This window comes from Mycolicibacterium sp. P4_G11, from assembly GCF_056555145.1.
This window is the reverse complement of sequence record NZ_JBFUJW010000012.1, coordinates 240339-259229: the sequence shown is the minus strand read 5'-3', so window position 1 is coordinate 259229 and position 18891 is coordinate 240339. Positions and strand designations below refer to the sequence as shown.

Below are 18891 nucleotides of genomic sequence, written 5' to 3'. Positions count from 1 at the left end.
ACCGCACCGGCAGCGTCGCCCAACATCGTCGCCCAAGGCGACGGTGACTCCATCACCTGCACCGTCCACGTCGACGACGAACTCAAAGACACCCGCACCTCCACGGGCGTGCACGCCCAGACCTTCTGCCTGGTGAAATCTGCATGAGCAACCACAGCCTCGATACCCCGACCGACTCGTTCCCCAAGGCCGAGCAACCGCCGCACCGGCCGCTGATCCCCCGCCTGATCCGGACGCTCGCGATCCCCGTCATCCTCGCCTGGATCGGCATCGTGGTGGTGCTGAGCACGATCGTTCCGGGGCTGGACGAGGTCGGCAAGATGCGGTCGGTCTCGATGTCACCGCACGACGCGCCGTCGATGATCGCGATGAAGCAGGTCGGCTCCGACTTCAAGGAGTTCGAATCCGACAGCTCGGCCATGGTGGTGCTCGAAGGCCAAGAACCGCTGGATGCCGCCGCACACGCGTACTACGACCAGATCGTCGCCAAGCTCCAGGCCGACACCGCGCACGTCGAGCACGTCCAGGACTTCTGGAGCGACCCGCTGACCGCGTCCGGCTCCCAGAGCGCGGACGGCAAGTCCGCCTACGTGCAGGTCTATCTGCGCGGTAACCAGGGCGAATCGCTGGCCAACGAGTCCGTCGAGACCGTCGACAAGATCCTCAAGGGCGTCCCCGCTCCGCCGGGCGTGAAGAGCTATGTCACCGGCGCGGCCGCCCAGGCCTCCGATATGAACGTCGCCGGCGATCGCAGCCTGAAGGTCATGGAGGCCGTGTCATTCGCGGTCATCATCGTGATGCTGCTGCTGGTGTACCGGTCGTTCATCACCGTGCTGATCGAGCTGTTCATCGTCATGGTGCTGGTGGGCGCGGCGCGCGGCCTGGTCGCCGTACTCGGCTTCTACAACGTCATCGGCCTGTCGACCTTCGCCACCAACCTGCTGCCGATGCTGGCCATCGCGGCGGCGACCGACTACGCGATCTTCCTGATCGGCCGGTACCAAGAGGCGCGCACCGCGGGGATGTCCAAAGAGGACGCCTACTACGACATGTATCACGGCACCGCGCACGTGATCCTCGGTTCGGGTCTGACGATCGCCGGCGCGACATACTGCCTGCACTTCACCCGACTGCCGTACTTCCAGACGCTGGGCATCCCACTGGCCATCGGCATGGTCACCGTGGTGCTCGCCGCACTGTCCCTCGGCCCGGCCCTCATCACCGTGGTCACCAAGTTCGGCAAGACGCTGGAACCCAAGCGCGAGATGCGGGTGCGGGGCTGGCGCAAGATCGGCGCCGCGATCACCCGCTGGCCGGGTCCGATCCTGGTCGCGACGATCGCGGTGGCGTTGGTCGGCCTGGTGGCCATCCCCGGTTACAAGACGAGCTACGACGACCGTCAGTACATGCCTGCGGATCTCACGTCCAACGAGGGTTACGCGGCCGCCAACCGGCACTTCTCCCCGGCTCGCATGAATCCCGACCTGCTGCTGGTCCAGACCGACCACGACCTGCGCAACCCGTCGGACTTCCTGGTGATCAACAAGATCGCGAAAGCCGTTGTGGCCGTTCCTGGTATCGCTCAGGTGCAGGCCATCACCCGGCCCGAGGGCACGCCCATCCAGCACTCGACCATCCCGTTCCAGCTGGGTATGCAGAGCACCACGCAGGTGATGAACCAGAAGTACCAGCAGGACATGATGGCCAACATGCTCAAGCAGGTGGCTGACATCCAGGTGAGCATCGACACCATGACCAAGATGCAAGCCATCACGGTTCAGATGTCAACCGTCATGGACAGCATGGTCGGCAAGATGCACGGCATGCTGGCCGACATCGAGGATCTGCGCAACCACATCTCCGATTTCGACGACTTCTTCCGGCCGATCCGCAACTACCTCTACTGGGAACCGCACTGCTACGACATCCCGGTCTGCTGGTCCATGCGTTCGGTCTTCGACACTCTCGACGGCATCGACACCATGACGGACGACTTCCAGACCGTCATCCCCGACATGGACAAGATGTCCGCGCTGACGAAGCAGATGGTCACGGTCATGCCCCCGCAGATCGAGACCATGAAGAACATGAAGAAGTACATGCAGATGATGTACGCCACCCAGAAGGGACAGCTGGATCAGCAGGCCGAGGGCCAGAAGAACTCCAGCGCCATGGGTGAGGCCTTCGACAAGTCCAAGAACGACGACTCGTTCTACCTGCCGCCGGAGGCCTTCGACAGCGCCGATTTCAAGCGCGGCATGAAGAACTTCATCTCGCCGGACGGCAAGTCGGTGCGGTTCATCATCCAGCACGAGGGCAATCCGCTTACCCCCGAAGGCATCTCGCACATCGATGCCATCAAGCAGGCCGCCAAGGAGGCGATCAAGGGCACCCCACTGGAGGGCTCCAAGGTCTACCTGGCCGGCAGTGCGGCGACCTTCCGCGACATGGCCGAAGGCTCTGACTACGATCTGATGATCGCCGGAATCTCAGCTCTCGCACTGATTTTCGTCATCATGCTGATCATCACGCGAGCGGTGGTGGCCGCCTCGGTGATCGTGGCGACGGTGGCGATCTCGCTGGGCGCGTCGCTGGGTATGTCGATTCTCATCTGGCAGTACCTGATCGGCCTACCGCTGCACTGGATGGTGATACCGATGTCGGTGATCATCCTGTTGGCCGTGGGCGCGGACTACAACCTGCTGCTGGCGGCCCGGTTCAAGGAAGAGATCCATGCCGGCCTCAACACCGGCATCATCCGGGCCATGGGCAGCACGGGCTCGGTGGTCACCAACGCGGGCCTGGTCTTCGCCTTCACCATGTCGTCGATGATCATCAGCGAGCTACGCATCATCGGCCAGGTGGGCACCACGATCGGCCTGGGCCTGTTGTTCGACACCCTGGTCGTCCGGTCGTTCATGATGCCGTCGATCGCGGCCCTCATGGGCAAGTGGTTCTGGTGGCCGCAGATCGTGCGTCAGCGTCCGGTGCCGGTGCCCTGGCCGACCCCCGACAAGAAGGTCGACGCGACCGTCTGACCCGTCGTACCGAAAACGCCGCGCTGAGACTGCCCGTCTCAGCGCGGCGTTCTTTTTGGTGCGCTAAATGAGAGTGGCGCGAAGGTTGCTCGTGCGTCTACGCAGACGGCCACTCGAGCTCTCCCTGCGTGAGCGCAATCTCAACTGCTGCACGGGATTTGCGAGTCGCGTACAGAGCACATGCGGCCCGTCCCATGCGCGGGGAGCTACGTAGTTTCAATCACGAGGCACTGGCAGTCATCCCCATTGAACCCACGGACCTTCTCAGGACGTCAGAGGTCCCTGGGTTCAATCACCGGCGGCAGATTGCCATCACGATTGAACACACGCACTCCGTCGTCCACATTGTTGCGGCGAACGCTTGGGCCCAGTCGTGGGACCTGAGCGCCGTACCCTGCCCCGGAAATGCAAAATGCCCGCCTCGCTGCGACAGGGTTGTCGCACGAGGCGGGCACCAGCGTGTGTACGGATGGAATGACGGGGCCGGCCAGGCCGGGTGGGCTACCGGAGGCAGCGCGCACCGAACATCGGCGCGGACGCTACCGGTCTACCGAATCAGGCGCCGAAGCCGCGGCCGGTGGACCAGGCGAACACCGCGTAGGCCGCCGAAGACGACATCTGGTGAACTTCGGCTTCCGTGCCACCGAGCTCACGGATGCGGTCGGCGAAGGTCGACTCGATGATGCCCGAACACGTCGTCAACAAGTCCATCAACGATGCGTCCGCCGCCGGCGGCTGTGCCGACTCGAACTGGTTCGGCAAATGCGCTACTGCTCCCACGACCACTCCTGACCTCAAACTGTTAATTTCAGCTATCTAATTTTATCGGCTAAGTACCGGTCGTGACTAGGACTTTTGCCGTGACACTGCCCAGTGTACCTAATGCTTTGTGGTGTGCGTCACATCGACGCGACCGCAATTCAACATTGACCGCATCGTTATCACCACTGGTCCCATGGCACACTCCAGTCGCCGTTCTGCCACAGCTGCAATGGCTTGCCGCCCGTGTTCCGCACCTCGACCACGTCGCCGGGCACCGAGAAGTTGTAGAACCACTGCGCGTTGTCGTGGTTCAGGTTCAAGCACCCGTGACTGGTGTTGGTGTTGCCCTGCGCCCACACCGTGGCGTCGAGCTGATGCAGGTACACACCGTCAGTGCTGACGCGCACGGCGTACGGGATGGTCTCCTTGTATCCAAGGTGGTTGTTGATCGGCAGCCCGTACGTCGACGAATCCATGATCACCGGATTGCTCTTGTCGAGCACCGTGTAAACACCCGGCTGGGTCCAGAAACTCAGGGTCTTGCCGTTGACGGTTTCGGTGCCGCCGCGCCCCATGGAGGTCGGCATGGTCTTCACCAGCGCGCCGCCGTCGTACACGTTGACCTTCTTGGTCGCGTCGTCGGCGATCGACACATGGGAAGCGCCGATGGTGAACGTCGGGCCCCCGGCCACCGACACCACGGTGCCCGGCGCCCAGTACTGCGGCGGGCGCCAGTGCGCGGTGGTGTTGTTGACCCAGTGCCAGGACCCGGCCACCGGCGGGTTCGCGGTCACCACGAGGTCCCGAGCGGCCGCAGCCTCATCGACCGGACCGGCGAAGTGCGCGACGATCACCGTTCCGATGCCGTAGGTCGCGCCGTCTCGAATCGGCGCCCCGGAGGTCATGGAGAACGAGACCGGCGGCGGCCCCGCAGGGCCGGGAGGTGGTACGTCGTCGTCTGCGGATGCCACCGCGGTGGGGACGAGAAGGACCATGGACATTGCCATTACAAATGCGCGTGCCGCCAACATGCGGTCACAGTACCGATGCTCCATTCGCCACCCCCTCTCCGGTGAAATCTTCGATGTGCCAGCAACATTAGGGATGCGTACTGAGGGCGGCTTAGTCTGCGCCTAAGAATCGGCTGAGTGCCCGTGTAACGCCCGCCACACCCGCAACCAGCGCCGCATCGCCGTCACAAGCCGTTGCAGTCCAAGGCAAACCGCAGTCGTTCACCTAGCATCGTGACCAATGGTGCACAGGCCCGACGATTCCCCTGCGGTCCCGGTCAAGACCGCCGATCTGGTGCTGTCGGGCGGTGGCGTCAAGGCGATCGGATTGGTCGGCTCCGTCGTCGCCCTCGGTGACGCCGGCTATCGCGTAGGCCGGGTCTCCGGGACGTCCGCCGGCTCTCTGGTGGGCGCTGTCATCGCCGCCGCGAATCGTCGTCAGCCGGCCGGCTGTCAGCTCAGCGGAGACCAACTCCACGAGCTGGCGATGTCCCTGCCCTACCGCAAGTTCCTGGATCCCGTTGGCACCAGCCGAATCCCGGTGCTGGGCAAGTACTGGACCGCCTTCCGCGGCCAGGGGATGTACCGGGGCGACGCCATCCACGACTGGGTCGACGGCGAGCTGCGCAATCTGGGGGTCCGGACCTTCGGCGATCTGGCACTCGATGACCGCGAGCTGCCGCCCGAGCAGCGCTACCGCCTGGTCGTCACCGTCGCCGACATCACCCGCGGCACGCTGGTCCGGCTGCCCTGGGACTACCGAAGGATGTACGGCCTCGATCCCGACGAGCAGTCCGTCGCCGACGCGGTCAGCGCGTCGATGGCCATCCCGTTCTTCTTTCGTCCGGTGACGATCACCGGCGCCTCGGGCACGACGTCGACCCTCATCGACGGTGGTCTGCTGTCGAACTTCCCGATGTATTCGCTCGATCGCACCGACGGGAAGGTGCCGCGCTGGCCCAGCTTCGGCATCACCGTCACGGCCCAGCGTGCCGCCCAGGGCGACGGCGATCCGGGCCCAGGGCTGGCACCGGTGGTCGATCTACCCGGTGCACCGCGGCTCTTGGAGAACCTCATCAACACCGCACTACTCGGACATGACCAGACTTATCTGCGACAGCCATCGGTCGCGGCGCGCACGATCGTCGTCGATGCCGCGGGTATCGGATACCTGAATTTCGACATTTCCCCGGCGGATCGGAAGCGTCTTTACGACAACGGCTACGCCGCCGCAAAGGAATTCCTGAATACCTGGGACTGGCCCACTTACCTACATCGCTTTCACGCGGGTTCGGCGTGAATACCCTCCCGCCCTAAAAGCGGGGGCGCGGCACTCCGTCGGGACCGATGTTGAGGCCGGGGCACAAATGCACCATCGCCATATCCATCACGAAAGTCGCGGAGGCCTTGTTCACCTTCAACGAATTGGAAATGTTGTTCACCGCATCGCCCGTCGGCTGACCCGCGTACACGAACATGTTGCAGGTCAGACGGCCGGTCTTGAGCAGGTCGGCGTCGCTGCTCTTCAGCCGGCCGTGCAGCTCGGTGAGATAGGCGACCTCGGCCGCGTTGGCCGCGGCATTCGTCGGCACGCAGTCGAGCGGGTTGCCCCGTTCGGCGCAGGCCGCCATCTGGCCCGTTCCGACATCAGCCAATGCGGGGGCAGAAACGCCGAGACCAGCAACTGCCAGGGCCACCAGCAGCCGGCCGGTAATCACTCGCGCAGTCATCGCAACAACACCTCCCGACCGCCATATAAGACGCTTCCGTCAATTAATTCCGGCACCGCCCCCGCGGTGTCCGTAACGGAATAATAAAGATCATTCGGGCATAGCGATAACCGAACGGGAAATGAAACTTTCCCGACTTATCGGCGTGATACCGGCGAAACGGTCAGACGGCGCTGCCGGTCACCATGTGTTGGGCGAGTTGAGGCACCACTCCCGCGGCGATCACACTCAGTTCTCCCGACGGGTCCAGCGCATCGGGCCACGGCCCAGCCAGCGCGTCGAACTCTACTTGGTGACGGCCGACGGCCCGCTCAACCGCGCGCAGCGACACGCTGCAGTCACGGGCCCGCCGGCCGCACGCGCACTGCTGGCCGGGATGCTCGGAGCAGCCGGCCACGTAGCGATCAACGGCGGCGCGCAGCGTCGGATGCACCGGACGGGCCAACGCAATGCTCCGCACCTGGCCTCTGCGCCCGATCCAGCTGGCCACCACTTCTTCGCCCATGTCATCGAGAGCCTGGACGTACGCCTCCAATTCGGCTCGCGGCGACGGATCTCCGGCGGCGGCGGGACCGACGATTTCGATCACCGCATGCCCCTGCCAGTCCTGCGGACGGAACCGCAAGGTCCGCCGGCCGGACCGCACGACCTGGCCGCCCGCACTCACCACAGCTCCGTCCGGTTGCGCGGTGTCGTACATCCACCGCAGACCAACGAGCAACTCGGGAAGATGCCGGGTCACGACCCGCTCCGGTCGCTTCGAGGCGGGCCCCTGGCGTACGGCCGCGGGCTCGGTCCGGCTATGTCGACGCGGGACGCTCAGTCCGCCAGAATCCATCGCCATAGCCGCCTCCCAGCAAATCCATCTTGTCCGTCAAAGAACGACGTTCATCCCAATTACAGCACGGTGACGGGGTGCCCGACGATACGTCAAACGACTGACATCACGCAGTTTCCGCTAACAACACCAATCGACTCACAGGTAACGCACGGACCATGCGACCCACCGGAAACGCCGGCCACACACCGGTATTTACCAGCAATTTAATAATCGCTGCCCCAGGCAAGCGCGTAGCTAGCGGCCGCCGGTCGACGAACGACACTCTGGCGCACAGCTAATAATCCAAAGAAGTACATACCCAAGGTATGCTGCGCGATTCCAATCGCCTCGATGCCGGCGCGCCATCGATATTTACGTTGTGGGCAAACTAGGTCAACGGGCCGCGAGCGTCTGGTGCCGCAGTTCGAGGCACCCGGCCGGTACCGACCCCGTGCGCGTGTTACCGCTGCCGTTCCCCGGGGCAGGTGAAAGACTCACCGACGTGCACCCAAACCGCTCGCGCCGCAGCTTCCTGGCACTGGCCGCCGGTGCCGCCGGTGCCGTGGCAGTCGCCGCATGCACCAAGCCGCCGGCCTCGGGCACCGTTGCCGGCGACGGGTCGGTCACCATCAATCACGCATTCGGATCCACCCGGATTCCGGCACCGCCGAAGAACGTGGTGTGCGCCGGCCTCACCGGGCAGGACGAACTGCTGGCGATCGGCGTGGTCCCGATCGCCGTGACCGAGTGGTTCGGAAACCAACCGTTCGCGGTGTGGCCGTGGGCCCAGCCCGCGCTGGGTCCGGCACAGCCGGCCGTCCTGAACCTCAACGACGGCATCCAAGTGGACAAGATCTCCGCCCTGAAGCCCGACCTCATCATCGCCACCAACGCCGGGCTGGATGCCGACACCTACAAGAAGCTGTCGGCCATCGCACCGACCGTCGCCCAATCGGGCCAGGACGCCTTCTTCGAACCATGGAAAGACCAGGCCACCGTCATCGGACAGGCAGTCTTCAAGGCCGACGACATGAAGAAGCTCATCGACGGCGTCGACGCGAAGTTCGCCGGCGCGGGTAAGGCGAACCCGAGACTCAGCGGCCGAAAGATGTTGATCGTCAACGGTCTGCCCACCGCGGACGGAGTCGAGATCACACCGACGGGGTGGCGCACCGAGTTCCTCGGCGAGCTGGGGATCGCCATCCCGGACGGGCTGGACTCCTTCACCAAGGGACAACACGCCTTCGTGCCCCGCGACCAGATGGCCGGCGCGTTCCGCGGCGCGGACGTGCTGATCTGGACTCTCGACGCTGACGACCAGCGACCCGCGGTGCTGGCCGACCCGACGGTCGCGCAGCTGAGCCAGGCCAAAGCCAACCGGATCGTCTTCCCCAACAAGGACCTGTCCGCGGCGATCGCGTTCGCCTCGGTGCTGTCCTATCCGGCCGTGGCCGATCAGCTGCCGCCCCTGCTGACCGCGGCGCTGGCCTGACCCGATCCGGGCCCGAACCCGGCTCCGGGTTGCACCCGCCGTCCCGCCTGCCAAGATGATCGGCGTGATCGGCACCGAGCGCCCCGAACAGCACGCCCGCTTCGCGCAGGTCGGATCGGTCTACTATCCGATCCTGATCGCGGTGTTCACGGCCCTGGTGATCATCTCCAACGTCACCGCCACCAAGGGCGTGGCATTCGGGCCGATCATCACCGACGGCGGCTTCATCGTCTTCCCGCTCACCTACATCATCGGCGACGTGCTGTCGGAGGTGTACGGATTCAAGGCCACGCGGCGAGCGATCTATCTCGGCTTCGCGATGAATATCCTTGCGGCCCTGACATTCTGGGCGACCATCTACCTGCCGGCCGCCGACTTCTACCCGAACCAGGCGCACTTCGAGAACGTCGTGCACTCCTACACGCAGCTGATCATCGCGGGTCTGGCCGGGTTCATCGTCGGACAGACCATCAACGCGTGGGTCGTGGTGGCCATCAAGGAACGCACCAAGGAGAAGCACCTGTGGGCGCGGCTGGTCGGCTCGACCTTCGCCGGGCAGCTCGGTGACACCCTGGTGTTCTGCGCCATCGCCGCCAACGCCATCGGCATCAGCACCTTCCACGACTTCGCCATCTACACCGGCCAGGGCTGGCTGTACAAGACCGCCGTCGAGGTTCTCTTCCTGCCGGTGACCTACCGCGTGATCAACTACATCAAGCGCCGCGAACCGACGTACGACTTTGCCGTCTGAGTGATCGCTAAGGCTCCTCTGGCGAGGCGCTAAAGAATGCAGAAATGGCATCTACTCGCGAGTAGCTTCGAGTGATGACCGTCACAGTAGAGAAGGTGAACGCAGCAATGCTCGGCACCGTCCGTAACTACGGCGACCAGGCCTTGCTCCTGGAATTGAACAGCACCGCCGAGGTGTTGGCGTGGACCGACACGCTGAGAGCTGCGCATCTGCCCGGCGTGCTCGACATCGTCCCGGCTTCGCGGACGATTCTGATCAAACTCGCCGCGCCGCGATATCAGATTCCCACCGGGCAGCGGCTGTCCAAGCTGCACCTCGAAGCCTCCGACAACACCGAGGCCAGCGCCTCGCAGGAGCCCGACGTGATCATCGACGTCGTGTACGACGGCATGGACCTCGACGAGGTCTCCACGCTGACCGGGCTGGCTCCGAACGAGGTGATCGCCGCCCACACCGGATCCCTGTGGCGGGTCGCGTTCGGCGGCTTCACACCGGGCTTCGCCTATCTGGTGGGTGGCGACGAGCGACTCCAGGTGCCGCGACGCAGCGAGCCGCGAACCCGCGTGCCCGCCGGGTCGGTGGCCCTCGCCGGCGAGTTCGGCGGGGTGTACCCACGGGAGACCCCGGGTGGCTGGCAGTTGATCGGCCGTACCGACGCAAGGTTGTGGGACATCGAGCGGGAGCAGCCGGCGTTGCTGATTCCGGGCATGTGCGTGCAATTCCGGGCGATCGGTTAGGGGAACAGCGATGACCGCAACACTCGAAATTCTCAAGACCGGTCCGCTCGCGCTGGTCGAGGACCTGGGCCGTCCCGGACTGGCCCACATGGGCGTGAGCCGTTCGGGCGCCGCCGACCGCCGCTCGCACACGCTGGCCAACCGGCTGGTGGCCAACCCGAACGACCGGGCCACCATCGAGGTGACATTCGGCGGCTTTTCCGCCAGGGTCCACGGTGGCGGCAAGGAGGGCGTCGCGGTCGCAGTCACGGGCGCCGACGCCGATCCATCGGCCAACGGAAAGCTCTTCGGCACCAACAGCATCCACTACGCGCACGACGGAGACGTCATCTCCCTGGGTGCGCCGCACACCGGCCTGCGCAGTTATGTCGCGGTCCGCGGCGGCTTCGTGGTGGACCCGGTGCTCGGATCGTGCAGCTACGACGTCATGTCGGCCATCGGCCCGCGGCCCCTGCAGGCCGGTGACGTACTGACCATCGGTGAACACACCGCGGAGTTCCCGGAACTGGATCAGGCACCCGTGGCCGCCATCGCCGAGGACCTGCTCGAGCTGTTGGTGGTCCCCGGTCCGCGCGACGATTGGTTCGTCGACCCGGACGCCCTGGTGCACACGGAGTGGGTGGTCACCGACCGCAGCGACCGGGTCGGGATGCGGTTGAACGGCCGGCCGCTACAGCACCGTTGGCCGGACCGCCAGCTCTCCAGCGAGGGGGCGACGCGGGGAGCAATTCAGGTGCCGCCCAACGGTTTGCCGGTGATCCTCGGTCCCGACCATCCGGTCACCGGCGGGTACCCCGTGATCGGCGTGGTCGCCGACCACGACATCGACAAGGTGGGGCAGATCCGGCCCGGCCAGCACGTGCGGATGCACTGGTCCAGGCCACGTCACCCGTTCGGCGGCTGAACCCCCGCAGGCACCAGCGCGGGCTGCGCAATCCTGGTAGAACGAGGGGGTGCACCCCACGGATCTCTCCCGCGTACACAACGTTCACACGGCGCGCCTGGTCCACACCGCTGATCTCGATGCCGAGACCCGCGATGGCGCACGGCAGATGGTCATCGACGCCTACGACGGCGATTTCTCCGACGCCGACTGGGAGCACTCACTGGGCGGTATGCACGCGCTGATCTGCCACCACGGCGCGATCATCGCGCACGGCGCGGTCGTGCAGCGCCGCCTCATCTATCGCAACACCGCACTGCGATGCGGGTACGTCGAAGCCGTTGCCGTCCGCGAGGACTGGCGCGGCCAGGGGCTGGCCGGCGCGGTCCTGGACGCCGTCGAGCAGGTGATTCGCGGCGCCTACGAGATCGGGGCGCTCAGCTCCTCGGACGCGGGGCGCCCGATCTACACCGCGCGCGGCTGGCAGCCGTGGCGCGGCACGACCTCGGTGCTGGCTCCGGCCGGGGTCAACCGCACGCCCGAGGACGATCACTCGTTGTTCGTCCTGCCGGTCTCGGTCGAGGTCGACACCACCGCTGACATCACCTGCGACTGGCGCGACGGCGACGTTTGGTAGCGCTGTGAGGTTTTGACCGGGAAAACACCAGGTCAATATCGATTGTGAGGACAACTTCATCAATCGATCACGAGTGACACCGCTGAGCAATGGTTGGGTAACCGGCCGGAAACACACGTTACGTTCACTAGACACATGAGTGATCCCGATCGGGCCCCGCTCACCGGATTCCGGGTGGCGGTGACCGCCGCACGCCGTTCCGATGAGCTGTGTACCCTGCTGCGCCGCCGTGGCGCGACGGTGATCGCCGCGCCTGCCATTGCCATGGTGCCGCTGCCCGACGACGACGAACTGCGCAACAACACCCGATCGCTGCTCGAGGTGCCACCCGACGTGCTGATCGCGACCACCGGCATCGGGTTCCGTGGCTGGATGTCCGCCGCCGACGACTGGGGAGTGTCCGGCGAACTGACCGAAGCCCTCAGCCGCGCGCGGATCGTCTCCCGCGGCCCCAAGGCCACCGGTGCGCTCCGCGCCGCGGGGCTGCCCGAGGAATGGTCACCCGAGTCCGAGTCGTCCCGCGAGGTACTCGGTTACCTGTTGCAGGGCGGCATCTCAGGCCTACGGATCGCCGTCCAGCTGCATGGCGCCACCGACGACTGGGACCCCTTCCCCGAATTTCTCGGGGAACTGCGCCGCGCCGGCGCCGACGTCGTCCCGATCAGGGTTTACCGGTGGCAACCCGTGCCGCCCGGTGGGCCGTTCGACTCGTTGGTCAACGACATCGCCGAGCGCCGGCTCGACGCCGTCAGCTTCACCTCGGCCCCCGCGGTTGCGGCGACCCTGATGCGCGCGACCGAACTCGGCGTCAATGAGCAAGTCCTGGAAGCGTTTCGGACCCAGGTGCGCGCCATGTGCGTCGGCCCGGTGACGGCCCGACCGCTGGCCCGGCTGGGTGTACCGACCTTCGCGCCCGAGCGGATGCGTCTGGGCGCGCTGGCCCGGCACATCGCCGACGAGCTGCCGGTGCTGCAGGCCCGGAAGCTGCGAGCCGCCGGGCACGACCTGGAGATCCGCGGTACCTGTGTCGTCGTCGACGGTGTGGTCCGGGACCTGTCGCCTGCCGGGATGGCCATCGTCCGCGTGCTGGCGCTGCGGCCTGGCGCGGTGGTGTCGCGGCAGGAACTGCTGGCCGCGCTGCCGGGCAGCGGTACGGATACGCACGCCGTCGAGACTGCGGTGCTGCGCCTGCGAACCACCTTGGGCGACAAGGAAATCGTCGCAACTGTGGTGAAGCGCGGCTACCGGCTGGCGGTCGACGACTACGCGGCAGGTGCGCTGTGAACCCCGTCCTGGTCGCCCACGGCACTCGCAAAGGCTCGGGTGTCGCGATGATCGGCGATCTGGCCGAGCGGGTAAGCGGACTGCTGGACCGCCGGGTGCACACCGCGTTCGTCGACGTCCTCGGCCCCACACCGGCCGAAGTGCTGTCGGGGCTGCCCTACGGCCCGGCCGTCGTCGTTCCGGCCTTCTTGTCTTCGGGGTACCACGTCCACAAGGACATCCCGGAAGGGATTGCCGCGAGCGGCCATCTGGACGTCACTGTGACGCCGGCACTCGGCCCCTCGACCGCGATGGTCCGGGTACTGGCCGACCGGCTGATCGAATCAGGCTGGCGTCCATCGGATTCCGTGGTGCTGGCCGCTGCCGGGACCACTGACCCGCGCGCCGCCAGCGACCTGCGCCGAACCTGCGCCATGCTGTCGGCGACACTGGGCAGCCGCGTCGAGCTCGCGTTCGCGATCAGTGGCACGCACTGGGTCGGTGACGTGGTGACCCGGCTGCGCAAGCGTGGCGCCGAGCGGGTGGCCGTGGCGTCATACCTGTTGGCCGACGGCCTCTTTCAGGACCGGCTGTACACGTGCGGGGCCGACGTGGTGACCGACCCACTGGGCCGGCACCCGGGCGTCGCCAAGCTGGTTGCGCACCGCTTCCGGACAGCCCGCCTGTCGATCGCCGCCTGACATACTGGAGGCATGGCCAAGCGGTCGGGCAACGACGTAGCGCTGGACACCTACCGGTTCCTTCGCGGCGGCATGGTCGTCATGGCTGTCCTGCTGGGTGCGGCGTTGGCCGTCGAGCGCGGGAATGCCACGTGCTGGCAGACCTCGATCAGTGCCTACTATTTCACCACCGCACATGCCGTCTTCATCGGCGCGCTGTTCGCGATCGGCGCCATGCTCATCGTGTACCAGGGCGCCAGCGACACCGAGAACACACTGCTGAATCTGGCCGGGGTGCTGGCCTTCGTGATCGCCGTCGTCCCCACCACCCGGCCCGTACTACAGTGCGGCACAACTGATCCCGTAGCCGTGCAAACAGGGGCGGCAGTGCTGTTCAACGCCTGGACGGTCACGGTGGTGCTCGCCGGCTCGCGCGTCGCATCATGGTTGCTGTTCCGGCCCACCCGGCCCAACACCCTTCTCGGTACCGCCGCGGTATGGCTGCAGCGCGCGGTACTCGGGACCGGCGTCGTGGTGCTGATCGCGGCTCCGGACTGGTTCCGGGTCAACGCCCACGGCATCGCCGCCGCGGCGATGTTCGGCGCCATCGTGCTGACGGTGTTCAGCTCGGCCTTCGGAGCCGCGCCGGAATGCGGGCATCGGTACCGCGTTGCCTACCAGACGATCTCACTGTTGATGGCCGGCACCTTGCTGACCACGGTGGTGCTGCATCAGACGCTGGACGGCTTCAACCACGCGGTGTTGATCGCGGAGATCGCTCTGATCATGGAGTTCACGGCGTACTGGGTGGTGCAGACCATCGAGGACAACAGCTGCACGCGCCGGGACTAGGCCGCTACGTCGACTCCCAGCGGACCGATCTCTACCAGCCCGGCCCAGACCCGGATGGGGTAGACGGGCAGGCTCACCGAGGGATCATCAAGGCAGACACCGTCATCCAGGGCGAAGGCCTGCTTCTTGATGGGGCTCTGCACGCAGGCCCGGCCGGCGCGGTCGCCGACGAGCCCCCGCGACATCACTGCCGCGCCGGAGAACGGGTCGATGTTGCCGACCGCATACAGCGAGCCGTCGTGCAGGCGGAACAGCGCCGCCTGGGTGCCGTCGGGCAGCAGCACACCGGCACCTCGTCCGGGCACCAACCGGTGGTAGGAGCACACCGCGGTCCACTCCGAACGGTCCTGGTACTGGGCAACTTCGGAAAGGTCGTTGAGAGTCATCGTGGCCTCCTGATCAGCTTTTCGCGGGCGGGACGGTGGGCATACCGATCGGCACCTTGCGGCCGTTGCGTTCGGTGAATTCGATGGTCGGGTCGGCCACGTCGGGCGCGTTGACGAACGAGACGAACTGCGACAGCTTCGCGCGGTCGTCCAGCACGCCCTTCCACTCGCAGGAGTAGCCGTCGACGTGCCGTTCCATGGCGGCTTCGAATTCGCTTGCCAGACCGAGAGAGTCGTTGCACACGACCTCGCGGACGTGATCCAGGCCCATCTGATCGACCCACGGCGCGGTGCGCTGCAGCCGATCCGCGGTGCGGATGTAGAACATCAGGAACCGGTCGATGTAGCGGACCAGGGTCTCGTCGTCGAGATCGCCGGCCAGCAGCTGCGCGTGGGCGGGCGTCATACCGCCGTTGCCGCCGACGTACAGGTTCCAGCCGGTCTCGGTGGCGATGACGCCGACGTCCTTGCCGCGCGCCTCAGCGCATTCCCGGGCACAGCCCGAGACGCCCATCTTGAGCTTGTGCGGCGAACGCAGACCGCGGTAACGCAGCTCCAGATCGATCGCCATCTGCACCGAATCCTGTTGTCCGTAGCGGCACCAGTCGCTACCGACGCAGCTCTTGACCGTGCGCAGCGACTTGCCGTACGCCTGCCCGGACTCCATGCCGCCGTCGACCAGACGCCGCCAGATTTCCGGCAGCTGGTCGACCCGCGCACCGAACATGTCGATGCGCTGGCCACCGGTGATCTTGGTGTAGAGCCCGAAATCCCTGGCGATCTCACCGATCAGGATCAGCTGCTCCGGGGTGATGTCACCGCCCGGAACCCGCGGCACCACCGAGTAGCTGCCGTTCTTCTGGATGTTGGCCAGGAAGTGGTCGTTGGAGTCCTGCAGACCGGCCTGCTCGCCGTCCAGGATGTGACCACTGCTGGTCGACGCCAGGATCGAGGCGATGGCGGGTTTGCAGATGTCGCAACCCTTTCCGGACCCGAACTTGGCGATCAGGCCGGAGAACGTACGGATCGAGGTGGCCGAGATGATCTCGAACATCTCGGCCCGCGACTGCGGGAAGTGCTCGCACAGCGCCTTGGACTGCTCGACGCCCTGGGCTTCCAGCAGCTGCTTGAGCAGCGGCACGCAGGAGCCACACGAGGTGCCGGCCTTGGTGCAGGCCTTCAGGCCGGCGACGTCGGAGCAACCGCCTTCGATCGCGCCGCACAGGTCACCCTTGGTGACGTTGTTGCAGGAGCAGATCTGCGCGGCGTCCGGCAGGGCGCCGACACCGAGAGCGCTTGCGCCCTCACCGGATCCGGCGGGGGCGATCAGCGCCAGCGGGTCGCCGGGCAGCGTCTCACCGACCATCGGGCGCAGCACACCGTAGGACGACGCGTCGCCGACCAGGATGCCACCCAGCAGGGTCTGGGCATCGTCGGACAACACCAGCTTGGCGTAGGTCTGCTTCACCGGGTCATTGACCACGACCTGCAGGCAGTCGGGCGTAACACCCTGGGCGTCACCGAAACTCGCGACGTCGACGCCGAGCAGCTTCAGCTTGGTGGACATGTCGGCTTCGGGGAACTCCGCGGCGCCACCGAGCAGGCGGTCGGCGACCACCTCGGCGGTGGTGTAACCGGGACCGACCAGGCCGTAGCACCTGCCTTCGACCGCGGCGACCTCACCGATCGCGTAGATGTCAGGATCGCTTGTCACACAGGACAGGTCGGTCAGGACGCCGCCACGTTCGGCCAGTTCCAGGCCGGCCTCTCGGGCCAGCTCATCCCGCGGACGCACACCGGCGGCGAAGACCACCAGGCCGGCGTCGATCAGGGTGCCGTCGCTGAGCAGCACGCGGATGCCCTCGTCGAGCGGCTCGATGGCGTCGGTACCGACATCCAGGTGCACCGAGATGCCCAGCTTGCCGATCATCCGGGCCAGCAGCGCACCGCCGGCGTCGTCGAGCTGCTGGTTCATCGGGCGCGGTGCGCGCTCGACGATGTGAGCCTGCATGCCGAACTGGCGCAACGCATTCGCGGCTTCCAGACCGAGCAGACCACCACCGATGACCACACCGGTGTTGTTGCCGTGTTCGGCCGACCGCTGCATGGCGGCGCGGATGCCGTCGAGGTCGTCCAGGGTGCGGTAGACGTAGCAGCCGGGCAGCTGGTGACCTGGCACCGGCGGTACGAAAGCGTAAGAGCCCGTCGCCATTACCAGCTTGTCGTACGCGATACCGCGGCCCGACTCGGTCACCACCGTCTTGGCGGTGCGGTCGATACCGCCGACCTTGTCACCGAGCACCAGGTCGACGAGTCCGTCGCCCTCGTAGTCGTTGCCGGGCAACGCCAGCTTCGACCGGTCCCAGTGCTCGGTGTATCCGGTGAGCCCCACCCGGTCGTAGGCGGCGTCCGCTTCCTCGGACAGCACTGTGATGCGCCACTGTCCCGCGGTGTCCCGCGAGCGCAGCGCCTCGACAAGGCGGTGCCCGACCATTCCGTGGCCTACGACCACAAGGTTCTTCGCGTCCATGCACCAAAAGGTAGGGAGCCGATATTGCGGATTGTGTTGCCGCGTGTGAATCGACCGTCACGCTCTTCTCACAGGCCGCGACGCAGGCCCGTGAAGTGAGTGGCCCCGGTCACAGACCTGCGGTTACGCGCTCACTAGCCGACGCCGGCGGGCGACGAGGTGGTCGCGGTGGTGTACGGGTTGTAGATCGTCGTCGTGGTGGTCGTGGGGTTGGTCCCGTAACCGGAGGTGCTCGACGGCGTGTAAGTCCCGCTGGTGGTGGTGCTGGTCGACGAGGTCGTCTCATCCGTGGTCGACGTGTCCGACGTGCTTTCCGTCGTCGTTGTCGTCGTGGTGGTGGTCGTCGTGGTGGTTCGGGTCGTCGTCGTCCGCTTGGTGGTCGTCGGATGCGTCGTCAGCACCGTGGGTTCGCCCACCGGACCGGGCGGCTGCTCGGACGCGTCAGAGGTCTGAATCACCTGGTAGATCAGGATGATCAACAGCACCGCGGCGGCAACGCCGGCGGCCCACCACAACCCGTAATTTTCGTCGGAGCTGCGCTCGTGGTCGCTGTCGCTCACTGCCATCGCGCCAGAATATCCGCGGCCGCCGCGGCCAATGCGCGCTGGAGGAACGGTCCGAAACTGATGCGCCCGACGCCCAACGGACCGAAGGACGCGGGGTCGTCGGACTCGGGGATCGCAATGGCGTTGATCGGCAGCGGCAGGTCGGCGGCCAACCGGCGCAGGGTGTCGTCATCGTGGCGGCCCACCGGGTACAGGGCGTCCGCACCGGCCGCCGCACACAGCTGCAACCGCTGCACGGCGCGGTCGTACCGGTCGGCCTCGTCGCCGATCTGGCGCAGGAACAGATCGGTGCGCGCATTGATCACCACGTGGACACCGGAAGCATCTGCCGCCCTGCGCAATTCACCGACCAGGTCGGCGTGTTCCTGCGCGTCGCGGATGCGCCCACCCTCCTTGTGCACGGTGTCCTCGATGTTCAGGCCCACCGCGCCCGCGGCCAGCAGGCCAGAGATGAGACGGGTCGGGGACTCGCCATAGCCGGATTCGATGTCGACCGACACCGGAACCTGGACCGCCGAGGCGATCTGGCTGACGCGCGTCGTGAGGTCGTCGAACGACATGCCTTCGCCGTCGGGCTTGCCCACCGAGTCGGCCACGGGATGGCTGCCGACCGTCAGCGCCGAGAACCCGGCGGCCACCGCGAGCGTCGCCGACCAGGCGTCCCACACGGTCGGGAGGACGACCGGATTTCCCGGCTGGTGCAGGGCCAACAGTGCTTCGGCGCGCTGCGCCAGTACCGCATCGGACATGGTCA

The 18891-nt window shown here is 66.2% G+C and carries 18 protein-coding genes and 1 pseudogene; 11 read left to right on the top strand and 8 right to left on the bottom strand.

Annotation, left to right across the window (positions count from 1 at the left end):
- The coding region (locus AC1U2B_RS24675; protein ID WP_480218684.1) for an MmpS family transport accessory protein at positions 1 to 147 on the top strand (147 nt) is incomplete at its 5' end.
- On the top strand, positions 144 to 3038 hold the full coding sequence (locus AC1U2B_RS24670) for an MMPL/RND family transporter (protein ID WP_480218843.1): 2895 nt from the start codon (positions 144 to 146) through the stop codon (positions 3036 to 3038). The genes AC1U2B_RS24675 and AC1U2B_RS24670, both read left to right, overlap by 4 nt.
- A 555-nt stretch (positions 3039 to 3593) precedes the next feature.
- On the opposite strand, the gene AC1U2B_RS24665 is transcribed toward AC1U2B_RS24670, so the two are convergent.
- Positions 3594 to 3818: a hypothetical protein gene (locus AC1U2B_RS24665; protein ID WP_480218842.1), complete on the bottom strand. Its 225-nt coding sequence runs from the start codon at positions 3816 to 3818 to the stop codon at positions 3594 to 3596.
- A 161-nt stretch (positions 3819 to 3979) separates the two neighbouring features.
- Positions 3980 to 4735, bottom strand: a pseudogene (locus AC1U2B_RS24660) (L,D-transpeptidase); the annotation flags it as partial.
- A gap of 316 nt (positions 4736 to 5051) precedes the next feature.
- Between AC1U2B_RS24660 and AC1U2B_RS24655 the strand changes: the two are divergent.
- Positions 5052 to 6110 (top strand): patatin-like phospholipase family protein, encoded by a 1059-nt coding sequence (locus tag AC1U2B_RS24655; protein WP_480218841.1) that lies wholly within the window; start codon positions 5052 to 5054, stop codon positions 6108 to 6110.
- Between the two features lie 13 nt (positions 6111 to 6123).
- On the opposite strand, the gene AC1U2B_RS24650 is transcribed toward AC1U2B_RS24655, so the two are convergent.
- Complete coding sequence (locus AC1U2B_RS24650; protein ID WP_480218840.1) at positions 6124 to 6540, bottom strand: DUF732 domain-containing protein; 417 nt, start codon at positions 6538 to 6540, stop codon at positions 6124 to 6126.
- Positions 6541 to 6703: 163 nt separating this feature from the next.
- The gene (locus AC1U2B_RS24645; protein WP_480218839.1) at positions 6704 to 7282 is read right to left on the bottom strand and encodes a hypothetical protein; all 579 of its coding nucleotides are present in this window, start codon (positions 7280 to 7282) and stop codon (positions 6704 to 6706) included.
- 580 nt (positions 7283 to 7862) lie between these two features.
- Here AC1U2B_RS24645 and AC1U2B_RS24640 point away from each other — a divergent pair.
- From AC1U2B_RS24640 to AC1U2B_RS24605, 8 genes are all read left to right on the top strand, one after another.
- The gene (locus AC1U2B_RS24640; RefSeq protein ID WP_480218838.1) at positions 7863 to 8852 is read left to right on the top strand and encodes an ABC transporter substrate-binding protein; all 990 of its coding nucleotides are present in this window, start codon (positions 7863 to 7865) and stop codon (positions 8850 to 8852) included.
- A 67-nt stretch (positions 8853 to 8919) separates the two neighbouring features.
- Entirely contained in the window at positions 8920 to 9603 is a 684-nt protein-coding gene (locus AC1U2B_RS24635) for a queuosine precursor transporter (protein WP_480218858.1), read from the top strand.
- A 74-nt stretch (positions 9604 to 9677) separates the two neighbouring features.
- The gene (locus tag AC1U2B_RS24630; RefSeq protein ID WP_480218837.1) at positions 9678 to 10340 is read left to right on the top strand and encodes a 5-oxoprolinase subunit B family protein; all 663 of its coding nucleotides are present in this window, start codon (positions 9678 to 9680) and stop codon (positions 10338 to 10340) included.
- Positions 10341 to 10350: 10 nt separating this feature from the next.
- Entirely contained in the window at positions 10351 to 11244 is an 894-nt protein-coding gene (locus AC1U2B_RS24625) for a 5-oxoprolinase/urea amidolyase family protein (RefSeq protein WP_418003863.1), read from the top strand.
- 49 nt (positions 11245 to 11293) lie between these two features.
- Positions 11294 to 11860: a GNAT family N-acetyltransferase gene (locus tag AC1U2B_RS24620; protein ID WP_043403072.1), complete on the top strand. Its 567-nt coding sequence runs from the start codon at positions 11294 to 11296 to the stop codon at positions 11858 to 11860.
- Positions 11861 to 11995: 135 nt separating this feature from the next.
- Positions 11996 to 13144 (top strand): uroporphyrinogen-III synthase, encoded by a 1149-nt coding sequence (locus tag AC1U2B_RS24615; RefSeq protein WP_480218836.1) that lies wholly within the window; start codon positions 11996 to 11998, stop codon positions 13142 to 13144.
- On the top strand, positions 13141 to 13824 hold the full coding sequence (locus AC1U2B_RS24610) for a sirohydrochlorin chelatase (protein WP_480218835.1): 684 nt from the start codon (positions 13141 to 13143) through the stop codon (positions 13822 to 13824). Before AC1U2B_RS24615 ends, AC1U2B_RS24610 begins: the two co-directional genes overlap by 4 nt.
- A 12-nt stretch (positions 13825 to 13836) precedes the next feature.
- Positions 13837 to 14655: a hypothetical protein gene (locus tag AC1U2B_RS24605; RefSeq protein WP_480218834.1), complete on the top strand. Its 819-nt coding sequence runs from the start codon at positions 13837 to 13839 to the stop codon at positions 14653 to 14655.
- On the opposite strand, the gene nirD is transcribed toward AC1U2B_RS24605, so the two are convergent.
- From nirD to AC1U2B_RS24585, 4 genes are all read right to left on the bottom strand, one after another.
- On the bottom strand, positions 14652 to 15041 hold the full coding sequence (gene nirD / locus AC1U2B_RS24600; RefSeq protein ID WP_133763513.1) for a nitrite reductase small subunit NirD: 390 nt from the start codon (positions 15039 to 15041) through the stop codon (positions 14652 to 14654). The two genes, AC1U2B_RS24605 and nirD, sit on opposite strands and share 4 nt — an antisense overlap.
- Positions 15042 to 15054: 13 nt before the next feature.
- The gene (nirB, locus tag AC1U2B_RS24595) at positions 15055 to 17571 is read right to left on the bottom strand and encodes a nitrite reductase large subunit NirB (protein WP_480218833.1); all 2517 of its coding nucleotides are present in this window, start codon (positions 17569 to 17571) and stop codon (positions 15055 to 15057) included.
- 134 nt (positions 17572 to 17705) lie between these two features.
- Positions 17706 to 18137, bottom strand: coding sequence for a hypothetical protein (locus tag AC1U2B_RS24590; protein ID WP_480218832.1), 432 nt, complete (start codon positions 18135 to 18137; stop codon positions 17706 to 17708).
- Entirely contained in the window at positions 18128 to 18886 is a 759-nt protein-coding gene (locus tag AC1U2B_RS24585; protein WP_480218831.1) for an isocitrate lyase/PEP mutase family protein, read from the bottom strand. Before AC1U2B_RS24585 ends, AC1U2B_RS24590 begins: the two co-directional genes overlap by 10 nt.
- Positions 18887 to 18891: the final 5 nt, after the last annotated feature.